This is a genomic window from Pseudoclavibacter sp. CFCC 13611 (genome assembly GCF_008831225.1).
GTDB lineage: Bacteria > Actinomycetota > Actinomycetes > Actinomycetales > Microbacteriaceae > Pseudoclavibacter_A.
The window spans coordinates 171102-186359 of the sequence record NZ_WBKE01000003.1 but is presented as its reverse complement, the minus strand read 5'-3'; the positions used below and the strand labels follow the sequence as shown (position 1 = coordinate 186359).

Here is a 15258-nt window from a genome sequence, read left to right as displayed (position 1 = left end):
GGGTAGTCCTCTGCCACGACACATGCTATCAGCATCCACTGATGTTCGTCACAGTGAGGGCTCCCTCTGCTCCTTACGCGCCCCGGGTGGCGGAGGGGATGGTCCCGGGTGGCGGCATGGGGAGGGTAGCGGCGCGTGATGAGTTCCCAAGTATTGACCAGTGGATAAACAAGCCTTCGCCAGCGGCTTCACTGACCTTAGACTGGAAGTCGGACATCACGCGCCGGCGAGTGCACAGGGAACCTCCCGAGCTGCAGACTGGTGCGACGTTGAGAGGAACCTCATGTCAAACAGCATCGATTCAGATCTCGTCAAGAAGGGCATCGGGTCGATTCGTACCGCACTCGGCATCAGCGGTGTGCTGACACTGCTCGCCGGTATCGCCATCACGTTCTGGCCAGGGCGCAGCGCCGAACTCGCCGTGGCGATCGTCGCGATCTACACGATCATCGGCGGTCTCGTCTACGGCGCGATCTCGATCTTCGGCAAACTGCAGTCGGGCTGGGGCCGAGTCGGCGACATCCTGCTGGCCGTGTTCATGATCATCGTCGGCATCGTGGCGTTCGCGAACCTGGGCTCGGCCGCTGCAGCCTTCGGCATCGTGCTGGGCATTCTCGTCGGCATCGCCTGGTTCGTCGAGGGCATCGTAGCCCTCGCCTTCGTCGGAGACTCCGACTCGAAGGCCTGGAGCATCATCTTCGCCGTGCTCAGCATCATCGCCGGCATCACGCTGCTGTTCTCTCCGCTGTGGGGCGCCGCCGTGCTCTGGCTGCTGCTGGGCGTCTCGGCGATCGTGCTCGGCGTCGCGCAGATCATTCGCGCGTTCCAGTTCGGCAAGTCGCTGCGCTGAGCGGATGCCTGCGACTGACAGCGCGGGCGGCACCTGAACGTTCGGGTGCGACATGAAAGAAGCCCCCGAGAAGATCGTGAGACCTTCTCGGGGGCTTTCTGTCGGGGTAGCGGGATTTGAACCCACGACCTCCTCGTCCCGAACGAGGCGCGCTACCAAGCTGCGCTATACCCCGTCGCTGAGAATCAGCGGCAACTGCTATAGCTTAGTCCATTCTGAGGCCCAGTTTCAATGTGCGGTTGTCGCATCCTCGTCTCGCGCCACCAGAGTGAGGAGCGTGGCCTCGGGACGGCAGTTGAAACGCACCGGTGCATAGATCGAGGTGCCCAACCCGGCACTGACGTGCAGCCACGAGCTGCGATCGCCGGTCGTCCACTCGTGCAGCCCCTTCACAAAAGGCCGCGGCAGGTCGCAGTTGGTCGTCAGCGCGCCGAAGAACGGCACGCACACCTGGCCGCCATGCGTGTGGCCGGCGAGCATGAGCTCGGCACCCATCGAGGTGAAACCGTCGAGCACGCGCTGGTAGGGGGCATGCGTCACACCGAGCGTCAGATCGACGTCTGCAGGCATTCCGGCGATGCGTCGGCGCAGCCCTTCGGGATCATCGTTACCGAGGTGTGCGTCGCCGGTGCCGACCAGACCGATCCGGCTGCCGTTCACGGTCAGCTGCGCGGTTCGATTGTTCAGGTTGCGCCAGCCGGCTTCGACGAGACGGTGGGTGAGTGCGGCGGTGTCGATATCCGGCGTCTCACGTCGGACGCGGCTGGAGTGCAGCAGGTACGAGAGCGGATTCTTCGGAGTCGGTGTGAAGAAGTCGTTCGACCCGTAGACGAAGGCGCCAGGTACGTCCAGCAGTGGCTCCAGGGCGTCCAGAATCGCCGGCAGTGCCTCCGCATGGCCGTAGTTGTCTCCGGTGTTGATGACCAGATCGGGCTTCAGCGAGGCCAGATCACGGGTCCACGCGACGCGCGCACGCTGCCAAGGCGCCAGATGCAGGTCGGCGACGTGCAGCATCCGCAGAGGCCGACTGCCCTCGGGCAGCACAGGCACCGTGAACTGACGCAGCGCGAAGCTGTTGCGTTCGATCAGCGAGCCGTACGCGAGCGCGCCGACCCCAGCCAGCGCGGCGATGCCGAGCGAGGATGCGAACGTGCGCAGACCAGGCAGCCTCGCGTCGTTCTCTGCGCTGGGCGCAGACGACCCTGATGCCGCAGCAGTCATCACTGTGCTGACGGACTCGGCGAGGCACCCGACCCGTCTGCGGGGGCGTTCGATGCGCCTTCCTTGCCAGAGCTGAGGTAGATGGTCACCAGTGCCCCAGCGTCGGCCGAGCCGGCAGCGGGATCAGTGGTCACGACCTGACCCGCAGGCACGGAGTCGGAGGGCCGACGTTCAGGCGAGATGGCCACTTGGAAGCCGGCGCCCTCGAGCTGCTGCTGCGCCTCTTCGGGCGTCTTGCCGGTCACATCGGGCAAATCGGTGCTGCGGAAGGTCAGCGAGGTGTCGTCGGGAGCCGGGAACGATGCCGCGCCCGGGTACCTGCTGTGCACGCCGCGCTGGATGTCCTTCCACATGGAGTAACGGACGTTCCAGCCGGCCACGCCCTTGATGCGGTAGTACCGGAGGTCGGCCTTGTTGTTGGTCGTGCCGGTGTTGCCGATCCAGGTCGCCTGCACCGTCGAAGTGGTGTAGCCGACCAGCCAGGTCTGATGGTAGCTGTCGGTCGAACCGGTCTTGCCAGCGACCGCCGAACCGTCGAAGGGATTCGCCTGACCGGCGGTGCCGTCGCGATCGAACACCCCTTGCAGTGCAGAAGTGGCGGTGCGGGCGACCGTCGGCGTCACTGCTTCGGAGCACTGGGAGGCCGGTGTCGGGCGCTCGCTGCCGTTGTTGCCGTCGACGACGCTCAGAATCGCCTTGGGCGTGCAGTATGTGCCGTCGTTCGAGATGCCGGCGTAGGCGCCTGCGATCTGGATCGGTGCGATGGTGTTCGCCGAACCGCCGATGATGCTGGTCGGCACGTGGTCGAGGTCTTTGCCGTTGGCCGACTTCGTGATGCCGAATGAGACCGCGGTGTCTTTGATGTCGCAGAGGTCGAGCTGCTGCGCCATCGCGGCGAAACCGGTGTTCACCGAGTTCTTCGTGGCGTAGCGCACGTCGAACGACGAGGGCATGTTCGACACAGCGTTGTCGAGCTGCCAGGTGCCGACATAGCCGCCGGGCTGGCATCGATCGGGAAAGTCTTTCTGCCTCAGCGTGGCCGGCGCGGGTGCGTTCAGTCGCTCATTGAGAGAATGGCCCTGTTTCAGCCAGTCGAGCAGGGTGAACACTTTGTATGTCGAACCAGGCTGGAAGCCTGATGACCCGCCTTCGTCTTTCGTGGTGCTGTAGTTGATCGCGGTTCGGCTGGTGTCGCCGGCGGTGTCATCCGTCTGCGAGAAGGTGCGGTTCTGCGCCATGGCCAGCACATTACTGGTACCGACCTGCAGAACCGTGGTGGCCGCCCCGATCTTGTCGTTGCGGTTGATGCTCTTGTCGATGGCTGCCTGGGTGTCGTCCTGCAGCCCGAGGTCGATGCTGGTGTGAATCTGCAGGCCTCCGCGGCGCAGCAGAGCCGTGCGGTCTTCGGGAGTGTCGCCGTACGCAGAGTCGTTGCGAATCAGGTTCACGACGTAGTCGCAGAAGTAGCTTGCGTTGTGGGTGGCCGCCTCACAGCCTCGAGGCTGTTGAGTGATGTGCGGCTCGATCGGGGTCGCGATCGCCGCATCGGCGGTCGGCTGGTCGATGTAGCCGTGTTCGACCATACGGTTCAGCACGAGATCACGGCGGGCCTTGGCGCGATCGAGGTTCTCAGGCGCGTCGACACGGTAGGCGTTGGGCGAGGGAAAGACGCTGACGAGCTGGGCCGCCTCGGGCAGCGTCAGGTCTGAAGCGTTCTTGCCGTAGTAGTACTGAGCCGCGGCGCCGATGCCGTAGACGTTGCCGCCGAACGAGGCGTAGTTCAGATAGCTGGTGAGGATCTGCTCTTTCGAGTAGTTCTGCTCGAGGCCGATCGCGTAGCGCATCTCGAGCAGCTTGCGCGAGGCGCTCTCTTCACGGGCCTCGTTGATGGCCGACTCGTCGTTCTCCCACTCGGCTGCCTCGATGCGCAGGTTGCGCACCAGCTGCATGGTGATCGTCGAAGCGCCTGACTGAGTCGAGCCGCTCGACTGGTTCTGCAGCACCGCACGGGCGACGGCGGCGAAGTCCACGCCGCCGTGGTCGTAGAAGCGCGGGTCTTCGATCGAGACGACCGCATTCTTCACGAGGTCAGGCATCTGGTCTGCGGTCAGCGGGATGCGGTTCTTCTCGTAGAACGTGGCGAAGGCCACGTCTTGGCCATCGAGCTTGCCGTACAGGGTCGACGGGCTCTGCAGCTCGACGTTTGCGAGTGAGGCGGGCAGGGTTTTCGCGATGTTGACCGCGTCGGCGCCGAACACGCTGGCGATGGCCAGAGCAGGTGTCGACATGCCGACTGCGACGAGGCCGAGGGCGGCGGACGCGGCGATGAACCGCACGATCGCGCGGCTGGAACGTCGCCGGTTTGCGGGCAGGTGAGAAGACATAGGCTAGATGCTACGCGATTATCCTATGAATGGAGCAGCCATGGTCAAGTGGGAGTACTTCACCGCCCCTCTCATCATCCACAACACCCAGCAGATTCTCAACAACTTCGGATCCGAAGGGTGGGAGCTGATCCAGATCGTCGAGGGGCCCACCGGCGGCCTCGTCGGCTACTTCAAACGACCCATCGAGGAGCAGGCATGAGTTTCACCAGCAGGCTGAACGAGCTGGGCATCACCCTTCCCGCGGTCGCAGCCCCGGTCGCCGACTACGTGCCGGCGCTGCGCATCGGCAGCCTGGTGCACACCTCGGGGCAGCTGCCCTTCATCGACGGCGAGCTGCCGGCGACGGGCAAGGTCGGCGTCGGCGAGGGGCTGGTGCCGCCTGAAGAGGCGAAGACCCTGGCGCGCACGGCAGGTCTGAACGCGATCGCGGCGGCGGCGGATGCCGCGGGCGGCATCGACCGCATCGCTCGCGTCGTGAAAGTGGTCGGCTTCGTCTCGTCGGCACCCGATTTCACCGGTCAGCCCGGCGTGATCAACGGCGTCAGCGAGCTGCTCGGCGAGGTCTTTGGCGAGGCCGGAGCGCACGCACGCAGCGCCGTCGGCGTCGCGGTGCTGCCGCTCGACTCCCCGGTCGAGGTAGAGATCACGGTCGAGCTCGTCGCCGACTGATCTCTGCTGGCTGGTCTTGATCTCTGCCAGCTGGTCTGCGTCGACTGATCTGTGTTGCCTGACCTGTGCACAGGCTCATCTGCGCACAGACTGTTTCATGCCGTGAGGCTGTGCACAGGTCGCCTTCGTCTGTGGCGGACGCGGTCAGACCACTGCACGATGGGCGCATGCCGCACAGACACAGAGTCTCTCTCACCGCCTCAGCAGCACGTGGGCAGATGGCGGAACTCGCGACCACAGCGCTCCCGTCGCCGTCGCCGACGCAGCCAGCCGCATCCGCCGCCTGCGATGCCGAGACGCTCGGCGCGTTCGGTCCGCTGCGCACGCTGATCACCCGCGCCGGAGTGACCGACGTGCTCGTCACCGCTCCCGATGAGATCTGGATCGATCGGGGCAAGGGCGTCGAGCGGGTGCCTCTGCGTCTCAGCGGTCAGCGTCAGCTGCGGGCGCTCGCGGTCTCGCTCATCGCCGCGGGAGGTCGGCATCTCGACGATGCGACACCCTTCGTCGACGTGCGGTTGGGCGAGCTGCGCGTGCACGCGGTGCTGCCGCCCGTGGCGGTCGGCGGCGTCCAGCTCTCGGTGCGTGTGCCCCAGCGAGGGCTGCACGACTTCGGCTCGCTGCTTGGCACCGGCATGATCGTCGCCGGGCACGAAAGGCTGCTGCGCGACGCCATCGAGTCAGGGGCCAATCTGCTCATCACGGGGGCGACCGCCAGCGGCAAGACGACGCTGCTGCGGGCGCTGCTGCAGCTGGTCGAGCCTGATCAGCGCATCATCTGCGTCGAAGACGTCGCCGAGCTCGATGTGCGGCACCCGCACGTCGTGCAGCTCGAGACGCGGCAGCCCAATGCCGACGGTCTCGGCACAGTCGGCCTCGACGTCCTGCTGCGCCAGGCGCTGCGTATGCGTCCCGACCGCATCGTCGTCGGCGAGTGCCGTGGGCCCGAGCTGATGCTGCTGATGACCGCGCTGAACACGGGGCATCGAGGTGGGGCGGGCACGCTGCATGCCAACTCGGTCGCCGACGTGCCGGCTCGGCTCGAGGCACTGGCGCTGATGAGCGGCATCAGCGAACGGGCCTTGGCGCGTCAGGCGGCCAGCGCCTTCGACCTCGTCCTGCACCTCGGGCGCAGTGCCGGTGTGCGGCGTCTCGAACAGGTCGGGCGCCTCGAAGTCGACGCAGACGGGCTGCTCGTCGCACGGGTCCTGACCGTCGACTCTGAACATCCGGGCGTTCACCGGCGTCCGTGGGCCACTGACCGCATCACGCACGCACCGGGCCGATGACCGAGTCGCTCGGCAGCACGGCAGAGTCGCTCAGCGCACTCTCTGCTCTTGTTGATGCCGGGGTCGCCCCGCAGCGGGCGCTCGAGCTCGTGGCTGACGGCGTCGGCGGTCTCGACGGCGAAGTGCTCGCCGAGGCTCTGCCCCGAGTGCGACAGCACGGGGTCTCGGCGTCGCTGCTCGATGCGGCGGCGCGGCTGTCCTTTGTGCCACGCCGGTTCGGCGAGCAGCGGGGAAGAGCACTGCAGCAGTCGGTTCGCAGCTGGCGTCGCATCGCGGCCGTCTGGGGCATCGCCGAACGGGCCGGGGCCCCGCTGGCCGATGCGCTGCGTCGCATGTCCGGCATGCTCGAACAGCTTGAGCGCATCGAGATTGAGTCTCGCATCGCCGCATCCGGTCCGACGTCCACAGCGCGGCTGCTGCAGGCGATGCCGTTGGTGGGCGTGCTGCTGGGGGCGCTGCTCGGCGTCGATTCGCTCGGAGTGCTCTTCGGCACGCCGTTCGGGTGGGGCTGCCTCGTCGTGGCGCTGGTGCTGATGCTGGTGGGCGCTCGCTGGCAGAAGAAGCTGCTCGCTTCGCTGCAGCCTCCCGACGACTCTGACGGCATGCTCCTGCTAATGGTGTCGCTGGGGGTTCGTGCGGGGCATGCCGCCGACAGCGCGATCGACCTGAGCGAGCGGATGCTGACTCGCGCCGGTCTTGACGCCGACCGCGACGACGAGCGCGCGAGACTGGATCGTCTGGTCGCACTCTGGCAGCGCTCCGGCGTGCCGCTGTTGGGGCTGCTCGACGGTCAGCTCGATGACGTGGCACGCATGCGTGCGGCCGCATTGCGAGTGCGTGCCGCCCGGCTCGAGACGCTGCTGCTGCTGCCACTGAGCGTCTGCTCACTGCCGGCCTTCATCGTGGTCACCGTGCTGCCGATGATCGCATCGATTCTGTTCTCCACATTTGTCGATCTGCGCTGATCTGTGCACAGCGGTCACGTATCCCAACGCTCTCTCCTCGGTTTCCGCGACGCTGAAAGCACAGCCAGGGTCATCCCTGACAGAGCAGAGAAAAGCACATCGAAGAAAAGAGGACACCATGCCGACGATCACCACAGTGACTGACCCCTCAGAGCCGCATGGCCGCCGAGCTCTGCACGCGGTCGCCAGCGCGCTGCTGCTGCGCGTGTCGCTGGCCGTCACCGACGTCGCGGCCGCGGCGGCTGCGCTGGCGCTCCAGCGTCTGAACGAGCTCCGGGCGCGCCCGCAGGAAAGCGGGGCCGCCACTGCTGAGTACGCCATTGCGATGCTGGCCGCCGTGGGCTTCGCCGGCGTGCTCGTGGTCATCCTGCGCGGCGACGAGGTGCGCGGGGTGCTCACCAACCTTGTGCGCAACGCGCTCAATGCGGCGCCTTAGAACGGCACCCGAGAATATGACTGTGCGCAGCACCAGAGGCGAGCGTGCCGAAGGCGCCGTCTGCGGCAGGGCTTGGGATGCCTGCGAGCAGGAGCGTGGGTCGGCCACCGCAGAACTGGCCGTCGTGCTGCCCGTCGTCGTGCTGGTGCTGGGCCTCGTGCTCGGCACCGGCGCGGCGTCGGCGCGCATCACCACGACCACAGAGGCCGCTGCGGCCGCCGCGCGCAGCCTGGGCCGCGGCGAGTCTCAGGCACAGGCGCGCAGCCTCGCCGCAGCGGTGCAGCCAGACGCGAAGCTGCAGATCTCTGACCAAGGCGATCTGGTCTGTGTGCGCGCGAACTCTGCCCAGCGTCTGCTCGGTGCGCTGCCGCTCGATATCACCCAACGTGTGTGCGTGCCGCGCGAAGGCCGCTGAGGGGCGTTGCGCCGCCGCCAGCGCGTGCTGACACGCCGGGTTGCGTCGAACACCCGATTCGCCGCGAGCGCACAGAGCTCCCGGCCCACATGCGAACAGTCGCAGAGAAGAGGAACGAACGGTGACGAACGACTCAGAACGGGGCAGCATGACCGTCGGCATCGTCGTGCTGGTCGCCGCTGTGGCGCTGCTGGCTGCGCTGGCAGGCGTCATCGCCGCACAGAGTCAGCACGACCAGGTGCGAGCGGCTGCAGGCATCGCCGCGCTGCAGGCCGCTGACGCACAGCGTGGGCTGATCGCAGACGTTCCGTGCTCACGAGCCGAACGAGTCGCCGTCGCTCACTCGGCGACAGTGGCGTCGTGCGGCGAGACTGACCGCGGCATGCTCGTCACGCTGACTCGTGACACGCTGCTTGGCCGGGCGGCCGCCACAGCGCATGCCGGCCGCAGCGATGAAGATTAGATACCGAATCGCTCAGGCGCTGCACAGCTTGTCGCAGGCCTCGTCTTTGTCGAGCTGCGGGCGTCGTCTTTGTAGAACCGAGAGCGCTCCCCTATATTGTGGAACGACGAGTCACAACTGGCGGAAGACTGAATCTCAAGGTCGCCGGGCGAGCTGTGACCGCAGGAACACCGCTAGTGCGCGGGGTGAGGAATCTCAAGTGGCACATACGAAGAGGCTGGTCATCGTCGAGTCTCCGGCCAAGGCGAAGACCATCGGCAAGTATCTCGGCGAAGACTACACAGTGCTCGCCTCGGTCGGTCACGTGCGTGACCTCATCGAGCCCAAGAACCTTCCGCCAGAGCTGAAGAAGGGCTCGCTCGGCAAATTCTCGGTCGACGTCGACCACGGGTTCGAGCCGTACTACGAGGTCAGCAGCTCGAAGAAGAAGACCGTCGCCGAGCTGCGCCGAGCGTTGAAAGGTGCCGACGAGCTCTATCTCGCAACTGATGAGGACCGCGAGGGGGAGGCCATCGCGTGGCACCTGCTGCAGGTGCTCAAGCCGAAGGTTCCCGTGCGGCGCATGGTGTTTCACGAGATCACCAAAGAGGCGATCACCAAGGCGAAAGAGACCACCCGAGATCTGAACACCGCGCTGGTCGATGCGCAGGAGACCCGACGCATCCTCGACCGTCTCTACGGCTACGAGATCTCGCCCGTGCTCTGGCGCAAGGTCGGGCCGGGGCTTTCGGCAGGGCGAGTGCAGTCGGCGGCGACCCGTCTGGTGGTCGACCGTGAGCGCGAGCGCATCGCCTTCCGATCGGCCGAGTATTGGGACGTCGTCGTCGAGGCCAAGGCCGATGAAGACGCGACCGAGTTCGAGGCCCGACTGGTCAGCTACAACGGTGTGAAGATCGCGACGGGGCGAGACTTCAGCGACCGAGGTGAGCTGAAGACCGCTGCGCATGTGCTCACCGGCGACGAGGCCAAGGCGCTCGCGACCGCACTCGAATCAGCGCGGCTCGAGGTCGCATCCGTCGAATCGAAGCCGTATCGTCGTCGTCCGGCAGCACCGTTCACCACCTCGACGCTGCAGCAGGAGGCCGCACGCAAGCTGCGCTTCTCGGCGCGACAGACGATGAGCCTGGCGCAGGGGCTGTACGAGAACGGCTACATCACCTATATGCGAACCGACTCGCCGATTCTGTCGCATCAGGCGGTCACCGCCGCCCGGGCGCAGGCGAAGTCGCTCTACGGTGAGAGCTCGGTTCCTGAGAAGCCTCGTGTCTACACCGGCAAGTCGAAGAACGCGCAGGAGGCCCACGAGGCGATCCGTCCGTCGGGCGACCACTTTCGGCTGCCCAGCGATCTGCGCTCGAACCTGCGCGCCGACGAGCTGAAGCTCTACGACCTGATCTGGAAGCGCACCGTCGCCTCGCAGATGGCCGATGCGACCGGTTCGACCGCCACAGCCACGCTGCGCTACGACGGCAAGGGCATGAAGAGCGAGTTCACCGCCTCGGGCACCGTCATCACGTTCCGCGGCTTTCTCGACGCCTACGAAGAGGGGCGCGACGCCGACCGCCATGCGACCGCAGAGCGCGCCGCCAAAGAGCATCGGCTTCCGGCGCTCGCGCAGGGGCAGTTCGTCTCGGTGATCGAACCCGAGTCGAAGCAGCACGAGACGCTGCCTCCGCCGCGCTACACCGAGGCGAGCCTGGTCAAGACCCTCGAAGAGCTGGGCATCGGGCGCCCGTCGACGTACGCGGCGATCATCTCGACCATCGTCGATCGCGGCTATGTGACACCCAAGGGGCAGTCACTCGTGCCGACGTGGGTCGCGTTCTCAGTGGTGCGTCTGCTCGAACAGCACTTCACGTCGCTGGTCGACTACGACTTCACCGCAGGCATGGAGGGCGACCTCGACCGCATCGCGGCCGGTCAGGAAGACCGCCGCCACTGGCTCAGTCAGTTCTACTTCGGCGAAGGCGATCACCCCGGCCTGCGCTCGGTCATCGACAACCTGGGCGAGATCGACGCCCGCGGCATCAACTCGACGCCGATCACCGACGCGATCACGCTGCGCATGGGCAAGTTCGGCCCGTATCTCGAGCAGCAGGTCGACGGAGAGGAGACCCCGAAACGGGTGAGCCTGCCCGACGGCCTCGAACCCGACGAGCTCACCGCTGCGAAGGCCGTCGAGATCATGGATCGCCCGAGCGGTGATCGCGAACTCGGCGTGAACCCCGACACCGGGCACGCCGTCGTCGTCAAGGCTGGCCGTTTCGGGCCGTACGTCACCGAGACGCTGCCCGAGGGCGAGGAGTGGCCCAAGGGGGTCAAACCGCCGACGGCGTCGCTGTTCCGCAGCATGGAGCCGGCGACGGTCGATCTGGCCACAGCCCTGAAGCTGCTCTCGCTGCCGCGCGTGGTCGGCGAGGTCGACGACGTGCCGGTCGAGGCGCTCAACGGCCGCTACGGGCCGTACCTCAAACACGGCAAAGAGACGCGTTCGCTGCCCGACGAGGATGCGATCTTCTCGATCGACCTCGAGAAGGCGAAAGAGCTGCTCGCTCAGCCGAAGTACGGCGGTCGTCGCGCGGCGGCTCCGCCGCTGCGCGAGTTTGACAAGCCCGACCCTGTCAGTGAGAAGCCGATCGTCGTGAAGAACGGCCGCTTCGGGCCGTACGTCACCGACGGTGAGATCAACGCGACCGTGCCCAAGGCCGAGAACGCCGAAGAGCTCACCTACGAGCGCGCCGTCGAACTGCTCGCCATCAAGCGAGAGAAGGGGCCGGCCAAGAAGCGCACTCGTAAGGCTCCCGCGAAGAAGGCGCCGGCGAAGAAGACGACCGCGAAGAAGTCGACTGCTCGCAAGACCGCGGCGAAGAAGACCCCGGCGGCGAAGACGTCCACAGCCAAGAAGACGACCCCGGCGAAGAAGGCCCCGTCGAAGAAGGCGACAACGGCCAAGACGACCACGGCAGCGAAGCCCGCGACCGCAGGTGACGGCGAGAGCACCGGCCAGTGACCGAGAAGGCTGAACGGCATGGCCTCTTCGTCACCATCGAAGGCATCGATGGGGCCGGCAAATCGACACAGCTGACCCTGCTGCGAGACTGGCTGACAGATGCCGGCCGTGAAGTCGTCTCGACCTTCGAACCGGGTGCGACGCCGCTCGGCGTCAGTCTGCGAGAGCTGCTGCTGCATACTGAGGGTCCCGTCTCCGAGCGCGCTGAGGCGCTGCTCTATGCCGCCGACCGCGCCCAGCACGCCGATCAAGTCGTGCGGCCCGCTCTCGAACGCGGCGCGGTCGTGATCTCTGACCGCTATCTCGATTCGTCGATCGCCTATCAGGGCGCCGGGCGACGCCTGCTCGCGAACGAGATCCGTGATCTGTCGCTCTGGGCGACCGACGGGCTGCTGCCCGATCTGACCGTACTGCTCGATCTGCCGGTTGCGCAGGCTGCGTCGAGGGTGGATGCCGAGCCCGGCGAACGAGATCGTCTCGAGAGCGAGCGGGCAGACTTCCACCAGCGCGTGCGCAGCGGCTTTCTCGCGCTGGCAGCCGCCGACCCCCAGCGCTTCGAGATCATCGACGCCCGACTGGCGGTCGACGAGATCGCCGAGCGCATCCGCCGCGCCGTCATGCAGCGAATGACTGGGCAGATCGCGGCCGACGACTCTGTCAGCGAGCCTGCGAACCCTGATGTCAGCGGCGAACGCTAGGCTCCACACATGAACGCACCCGCAGCATCCGCATCACTGAGTCGGCGACTCGTCGGCCAGCCGCAGGTCGTCGCCCAGCTCGAGCACACCATCGCGCACGCCGACGACCCCAAAGTGATGACGCACGCCTGGCTGTTCACCGGCCCGCCCGGGTCGGGCCGGTCGGTCGCCGCGCTCGCCTTTGCCGCCGAGCTGCAGGCGACCGGAGCCAGCGATCCCGAGCACCAGCGGGTCATGGTCGAAGCGGGCACGCACCCCGACGTGCAGGTGGTGCGCACCGACAAGGTCATCATCAGCATCGACGAGGTGCGCGACATCGTGCGCCAGTCGCAGCTGTCGCCGTCGGTGGGGCGCTGGCGCATCCAGGTGATCGAAGACGCCGACCGCATGAGCGAGCACACCTCGAACGTGCTGCTCAAATCGCTCGAAGAGCCGCCCGACCGCACCGTGTGGATTCTCTGCGCACCGGGCGAGGCCGATCTGCTGCCGACCATCCGCTCGCGCGTGCGCATCGTGCGGCTTGGCACGCCCTCTCCAGACGCCATCGCCGATCTGCTCACGAGCGAGTCGAACGTGAGTCGCGACCTGGCGCTGCTGGCTGCACGCGCCTCGCAATCGCACATCGGCATGGCGCGGCGTCTGGCCACCGACGCGGCGGCGCGGGAACGGCGCCGCTCATCACTCACCGGCATTCTGAGCATCGACAGTCTCAGCCGTGCCATGGCCGTCTCGCGCCAGCTGCTGCAGATCGCCAAAGACGATGCCACCGCGCTGGTCGGCGACGAAGAGCAGCAGGAACGCGCCAAGCTGATGCGTCAGATGGGGCTCGGCCCCGACGACCGGGTGCCGCCGAAGCTGCGCTCGCAGCTTCGCGAGGCCGAAGACAACTGGAAGCGTCGCTCGAAACGTGCGCTGGCCGACGGCGTCGACCGGGTGCTCACCGATGCGCAGGCGCTGCTGCGAGACGCGCTGCTGTCGAAGCTGGGCAGCGGGCAGCAGCTGATCAACGGCGACCTGATCGACGAGCTGCAGAACTTCGCACGGCGCTACACCGAGGCTCAGCTGCTGCACGGCATCGACGCCACCGAGCAGGCGAGAGGCCAGCTGGCGCACAACGTCTCGCCGGCCCTCGTGCTCGACGCGTATCTGGCGAGTCTCGTTCCGGGGGTGCTGCAGTGAGCGGGGCGGGCCGGTCGGCTCGAACGAGACCGCTGCTGGCCGCGCTCGCCGGTCTCGTCGCGCTGGCGCTCTCTCTTGGCGGATGCGCCCTCGGTCCGGTCGTCTCGGGATCGGACCCGAACTCCGGTGTGGCCGACGACTTCGACCCGACGCAGGGTGTGCCCGCCGAGCTGCAGCAGTTCTACGGCCAGCAGCTCGACTGGTCAGACTGCGGCGACGGCGCAGACTGCGCGGCGCTCACGCTGCCGCTCGACTGGTCGCAGCCGCAGGGCGATACCGTTTCGGTCGCTCTCGCCCGAAAAGCTGCCGACGGCAGCGGGCATCACCGGGCACTGGTGATGAACCCCGGTGGCCCAGGGGCTCCAGCCCTGCAGTACGCCACCGACAAGTCGTACCGCGACTACTTCTTCGGGTCTGCGCTGCAGCGTGAGTTCGACATCGTGACCTTCGACCCGCGAGGCGTCGCAGGCAAGTCCACACCGGTGCGCTGCGTCGATGCGCAGCAGATGGACCACTACCTCTACGACCTGCCGGCCGCGCCGCGAGGCACCCCGGCCTACATCGCCGAGGCAGAGGCGAGTTCGAAGGCGTTCGGTGCGGCCTGCCAGGCCAACACCGGCCCGCTGCTCGGGCATGTCGACACGGCGAGCGTCGCCCGTGACCTCGACGTGCTCCGCGCCGCCTTGGGGCAGCCGCAGCTCGACTACCTCGGCTACTCGTACGGCACGCGCATCGGCGCTACATACGCCGATCTCTTCCCTGATCGCGTCGGGGCGTTCGTGCTCGATGGGGCCGTCGACCCGTCGCTGTCGGCCGAAGACATGCTCGTCGAACAGGTCGGCGGGTTCGAATCGGCGGCGCGGTCATTCCTGCAGAACTGCGTCTCGAACGCCTCCTGCCCCTTCACCGGCACTGCAGACGAAGCCGCCACACAGCTGGCCGCACTGATCGGCGGTCTCGACCAGCATCCGCTGTCAGTTCCAGACGGCCGTCAGCTGGGCAGTGACACCATGGTGACCGCGATCAGTTCGGCGCTGTACTCGCGCTCGCAGTGGGGCGCGCTGGCTCGGGCGATCACCAGCGTGAGTCAGGGCGACGCCCGAGGTGCGATGGCTTTGGCCGACCAGTACAACTCGCGCTCGGCCGACGGCACATACGAAGACAACTCCACCGAAGTGCTCACTGCGGTCAACTGCATCGACCTGCCCGCCGACCAGACCCCAGAAGGCGTGCAGCGGCTGAACGAGCGCATCCGGGCGGCGGGGCCGGTGTTCGGGCAGTTCCAGGCAAATGGCACGGCGATGTGCAGTGGGTGGCCGGTGCCGCCCACGGCAGCGCCGCACAAGGTCAGCGCGACCGGCTCGGCGCCCATCATGGTGATCGGCACGACCGGCGACCCAGCGACGCCGTATGCCTGGGCGCAGTCGCTGGCGGACCAGCTCGATCACGGTTTTCTCGTCACGAACGTGGGTGAGGGGCACACCGCCTACAACAGCATGGCATCGGTCTGCATCACGCGTGCGGTCGAGCGCTTTCTCGTCGCCGGTGAGCAGCCGGCCGACGGGCTGCGCTGCGAGTAGTGCGCAAGCCGCGCCGCAAGTTGTGCTGTGCGTCGTGCTGCGAATGGTGAATCCGGCTGAACTTCTGGTAGTCTGTTCGGCGGTGCCGCGAGGCAT

Annotated in this window: 14 protein-coding genes and 1 tRNA gene; 12 read left to right on the top strand and 3 right to left on the bottom strand. The window is 66.9% G+C overall.

Features of this window, described 5'->3' with window-relative positions; translation table 11 throughout:
- Nucleotides 1–283: 283 nt before the first annotated feature.
- Entirely contained in the window at nucleotides 284–850 is a 567-nt protein-coding gene (locus tag F8O08_RS09495; protein ID WP_158037103.1) for an HdeD family acid-resistance protein, read from the top strand.
- A gap of 101 nt (nucleotides 851–951) precedes the next feature.
- Here F8O08_RS09495 and F8O08_RS09490 read toward each other — a convergent pair.
- From F8O08_RS09490 to F8O08_RS09480, 3 genes are all read right to left on the bottom strand, one after another.
- Nucleotides 952–1025: transfer RNA gene (locus F8O08_RS09490), tRNA-Pro, on the bottom strand.
- Between the two features lie 53 nt (nucleotides 1026–1078).
- Nucleotides 1079–2071, bottom strand: a complete 993-nt coding sequence (locus F8O08_RS09485) for a metallophosphoesterase (protein WP_158043119.1) — start codon at nucleotides 2069–2071, stop codon at nucleotides 1079–1081.
- On the bottom strand, nucleotides 2071–4455 hold the full coding sequence (locus tag F8O08_RS09480; RefSeq protein ID WP_158043118.1) for a penicillin-binding protein: 2385 nt from the start codon (nucleotides 4453–4455) through the stop codon (nucleotides 2071–2073). Before F8O08_RS09480 ends, F8O08_RS09485 begins: the two co-directional genes overlap by 1 nt.
- A 40-nt stretch (nucleotides 4456–4495) precedes the next feature.
- Here F8O08_RS09480 and F8O08_RS09475 point away from each other — a divergent pair, with 40 nt between their 5' ends.
- The 11 genes from F8O08_RS09475 to F8O08_RS09425 all read left to right on the top strand — a co-directional run bounded on the left by F8O08_RS09475 (nucleotide 4496) and on the right by F8O08_RS09425 (nucleotide 15162).
- On the top strand, nucleotides 4496–4657 hold the full coding sequence (locus tag F8O08_RS09475; RefSeq protein WP_158037550.1) for a DUF4177 domain-containing protein: 162 nt from the start codon (nucleotides 4496–4498) through the stop codon (nucleotides 4655–4657).
- Nucleotides 4654–5127 (top strand): RidA family protein, encoded by a 474-nt coding sequence (locus F8O08_RS09470; RefSeq protein WP_158037106.1) that lies wholly within the window; start codon nucleotides 4654–4656, stop codon nucleotides 5125–5127. The genes F8O08_RS09475 and F8O08_RS09470 overlap by 4 nt, the downstream gene beginning before the upstream one ends.
- Before the next feature lie 218 nt (nucleotides 5128–5345).
- Nucleotides 5346–6416, top strand: a complete 1071-nt coding sequence (locus F8O08_RS09465; protein WP_158043117.1) for a TadA family conjugal transfer-associated ATPase — start codon at nucleotides 5346–5348, stop codon at nucleotides 6414–6416.
- The gene (locus F8O08_RS09460; RefSeq protein ID WP_158043116.1) at nucleotides 6413–7381 is read left to right on the top strand and encodes a type II secretion system F family protein; all 969 of its coding nucleotides are present in this window, start codon (nucleotides 6413–6415) and stop codon (nucleotides 7379–7381) included. The genes F8O08_RS09465 and F8O08_RS09460 overlap by 4 nt, the downstream gene beginning before the upstream one ends.
- A 136-nt stretch (nucleotides 7382–7517) precedes the next feature.
- A complete protein-coding gene (locus F8O08_RS09455) occupies nucleotides 7518–7817 on the top strand; it encodes a DUF4244 domain-containing protein (protein ID WP_225733316.1) in 300 nt (99 codons plus the stop codon).
- A gap of 22 nt (nucleotides 7818–7839) precedes the next feature.
- A complete protein-coding gene (locus F8O08_RS09450; RefSeq protein ID WP_225733317.1) occupies nucleotides 7840–8232 on the top strand; it encodes a TadE family type IV pilus minor pilin in 393 nt (130 codons plus the stop codon).
- A 121-nt stretch (nucleotides 8233–8353) separates the two neighbouring features.
- Nucleotides 8354–8695: a hypothetical protein gene (locus F8O08_RS09445; RefSeq protein ID WP_158037111.1), complete on the top strand. Its 342-nt coding sequence runs from the start codon at nucleotides 8354–8356 to the stop codon at nucleotides 8693–8695.
- 199 nt (nucleotides 8696–8894) lie between these two features.
- The gene (topA, locus tag F8O08_RS09440; protein ID WP_158037112.1) at nucleotides 8895–11705 is read left to right on the top strand and encodes a type I DNA topoisomerase; all 2811 of its coding nucleotides are present in this window, start codon (nucleotides 8895–8897) and stop codon (nucleotides 11703–11705) included.
- A complete protein-coding gene (gene tmk, locus F8O08_RS09435; protein ID WP_158043115.1) occupies nucleotides 11702–12403 on the top strand; it encodes a dTMP kinase in 702 nt (233 codons plus the stop codon). The genes topA and tmk overlap by 4 nt, the downstream gene beginning before the upstream one ends.
- Nucleotides 12404–12412: 9 nt before the next feature.
- Complete coding sequence (locus tag F8O08_RS09430; protein WP_158043114.1) at nucleotides 12413–13582, top strand: DNA polymerase III subunit delta'; 1170 nt, start codon at nucleotides 12413–12415, stop codon at nucleotides 13580–13582.
- On the top strand, nucleotides 13579–15162 hold the full coding sequence (locus F8O08_RS09425) for an alpha/beta hydrolase (protein WP_158043113.1): 1584 nt from the start codon (nucleotides 13579–13581) through the stop codon (nucleotides 15160–15162). The genes F8O08_RS09430 and F8O08_RS09425 overlap by 4 nt, the downstream gene beginning before the upstream one ends.
- Nucleotides 15163–15258: the final 96 nt, after the last annotated feature.

Bases quoted from the DNA above. Each gene is read 5' to 3' on its own strand.
- F8O08_RS09495 (WP_158037103.1), top strand. From the start codon at position 284: ATGTCAAACAGCATCGATTCAGATCTCGTCAAGAAGGGCATCGGGTCG.
- F8O08_RS09485 (WP_158043119.1), bottom strand. From the start codon at position 2,071: ATGACTGCTGCGGCATCAGGGTCGTCTGCGCCCAGCGCAGAGAACGAC.
- F8O08_RS09480 (WP_158043118.1), bottom strand. From the start codon at position 4,455: ATGTCTTCTCACCTGCCCGCAAACCGGCGACGTTCCAGCCGCGCGATC.
- F8O08_RS09475 (WP_158037550.1), top strand. From the start codon at position 4,496: ATGGTCAAGTGGGAGTACTTCACCGCCCCTCTCATCATCCACAACACC.
- F8O08_RS09470 (WP_158037106.1), top strand. From the start codon at position 4,654: ATGAGTTTCACCAGCAGGCTGAACGAGCTGGGCATCACCCTTCCCGCG.
- F8O08_RS09465 (WP_158043117.1), top strand. From the start codon at position 5,346: ATGGCGGAACTCGCGACCACAGCGCTCCCGTCGCCGTCGCCGACGCAG.
- F8O08_RS09460 (WP_158043116.1), top strand. From the start codon at position 6,413: ATGACCGAGTCGCTCGGCAGCACGGCAGAGTCGCTCAGCGCACTCTCT.
- F8O08_RS09430 (WP_158043114.1), top strand. From the start codon at position 12,413: ATGAACGCACCCGCAGCATCCGCATCACTGAGTCGGCGACTCGTCGGC.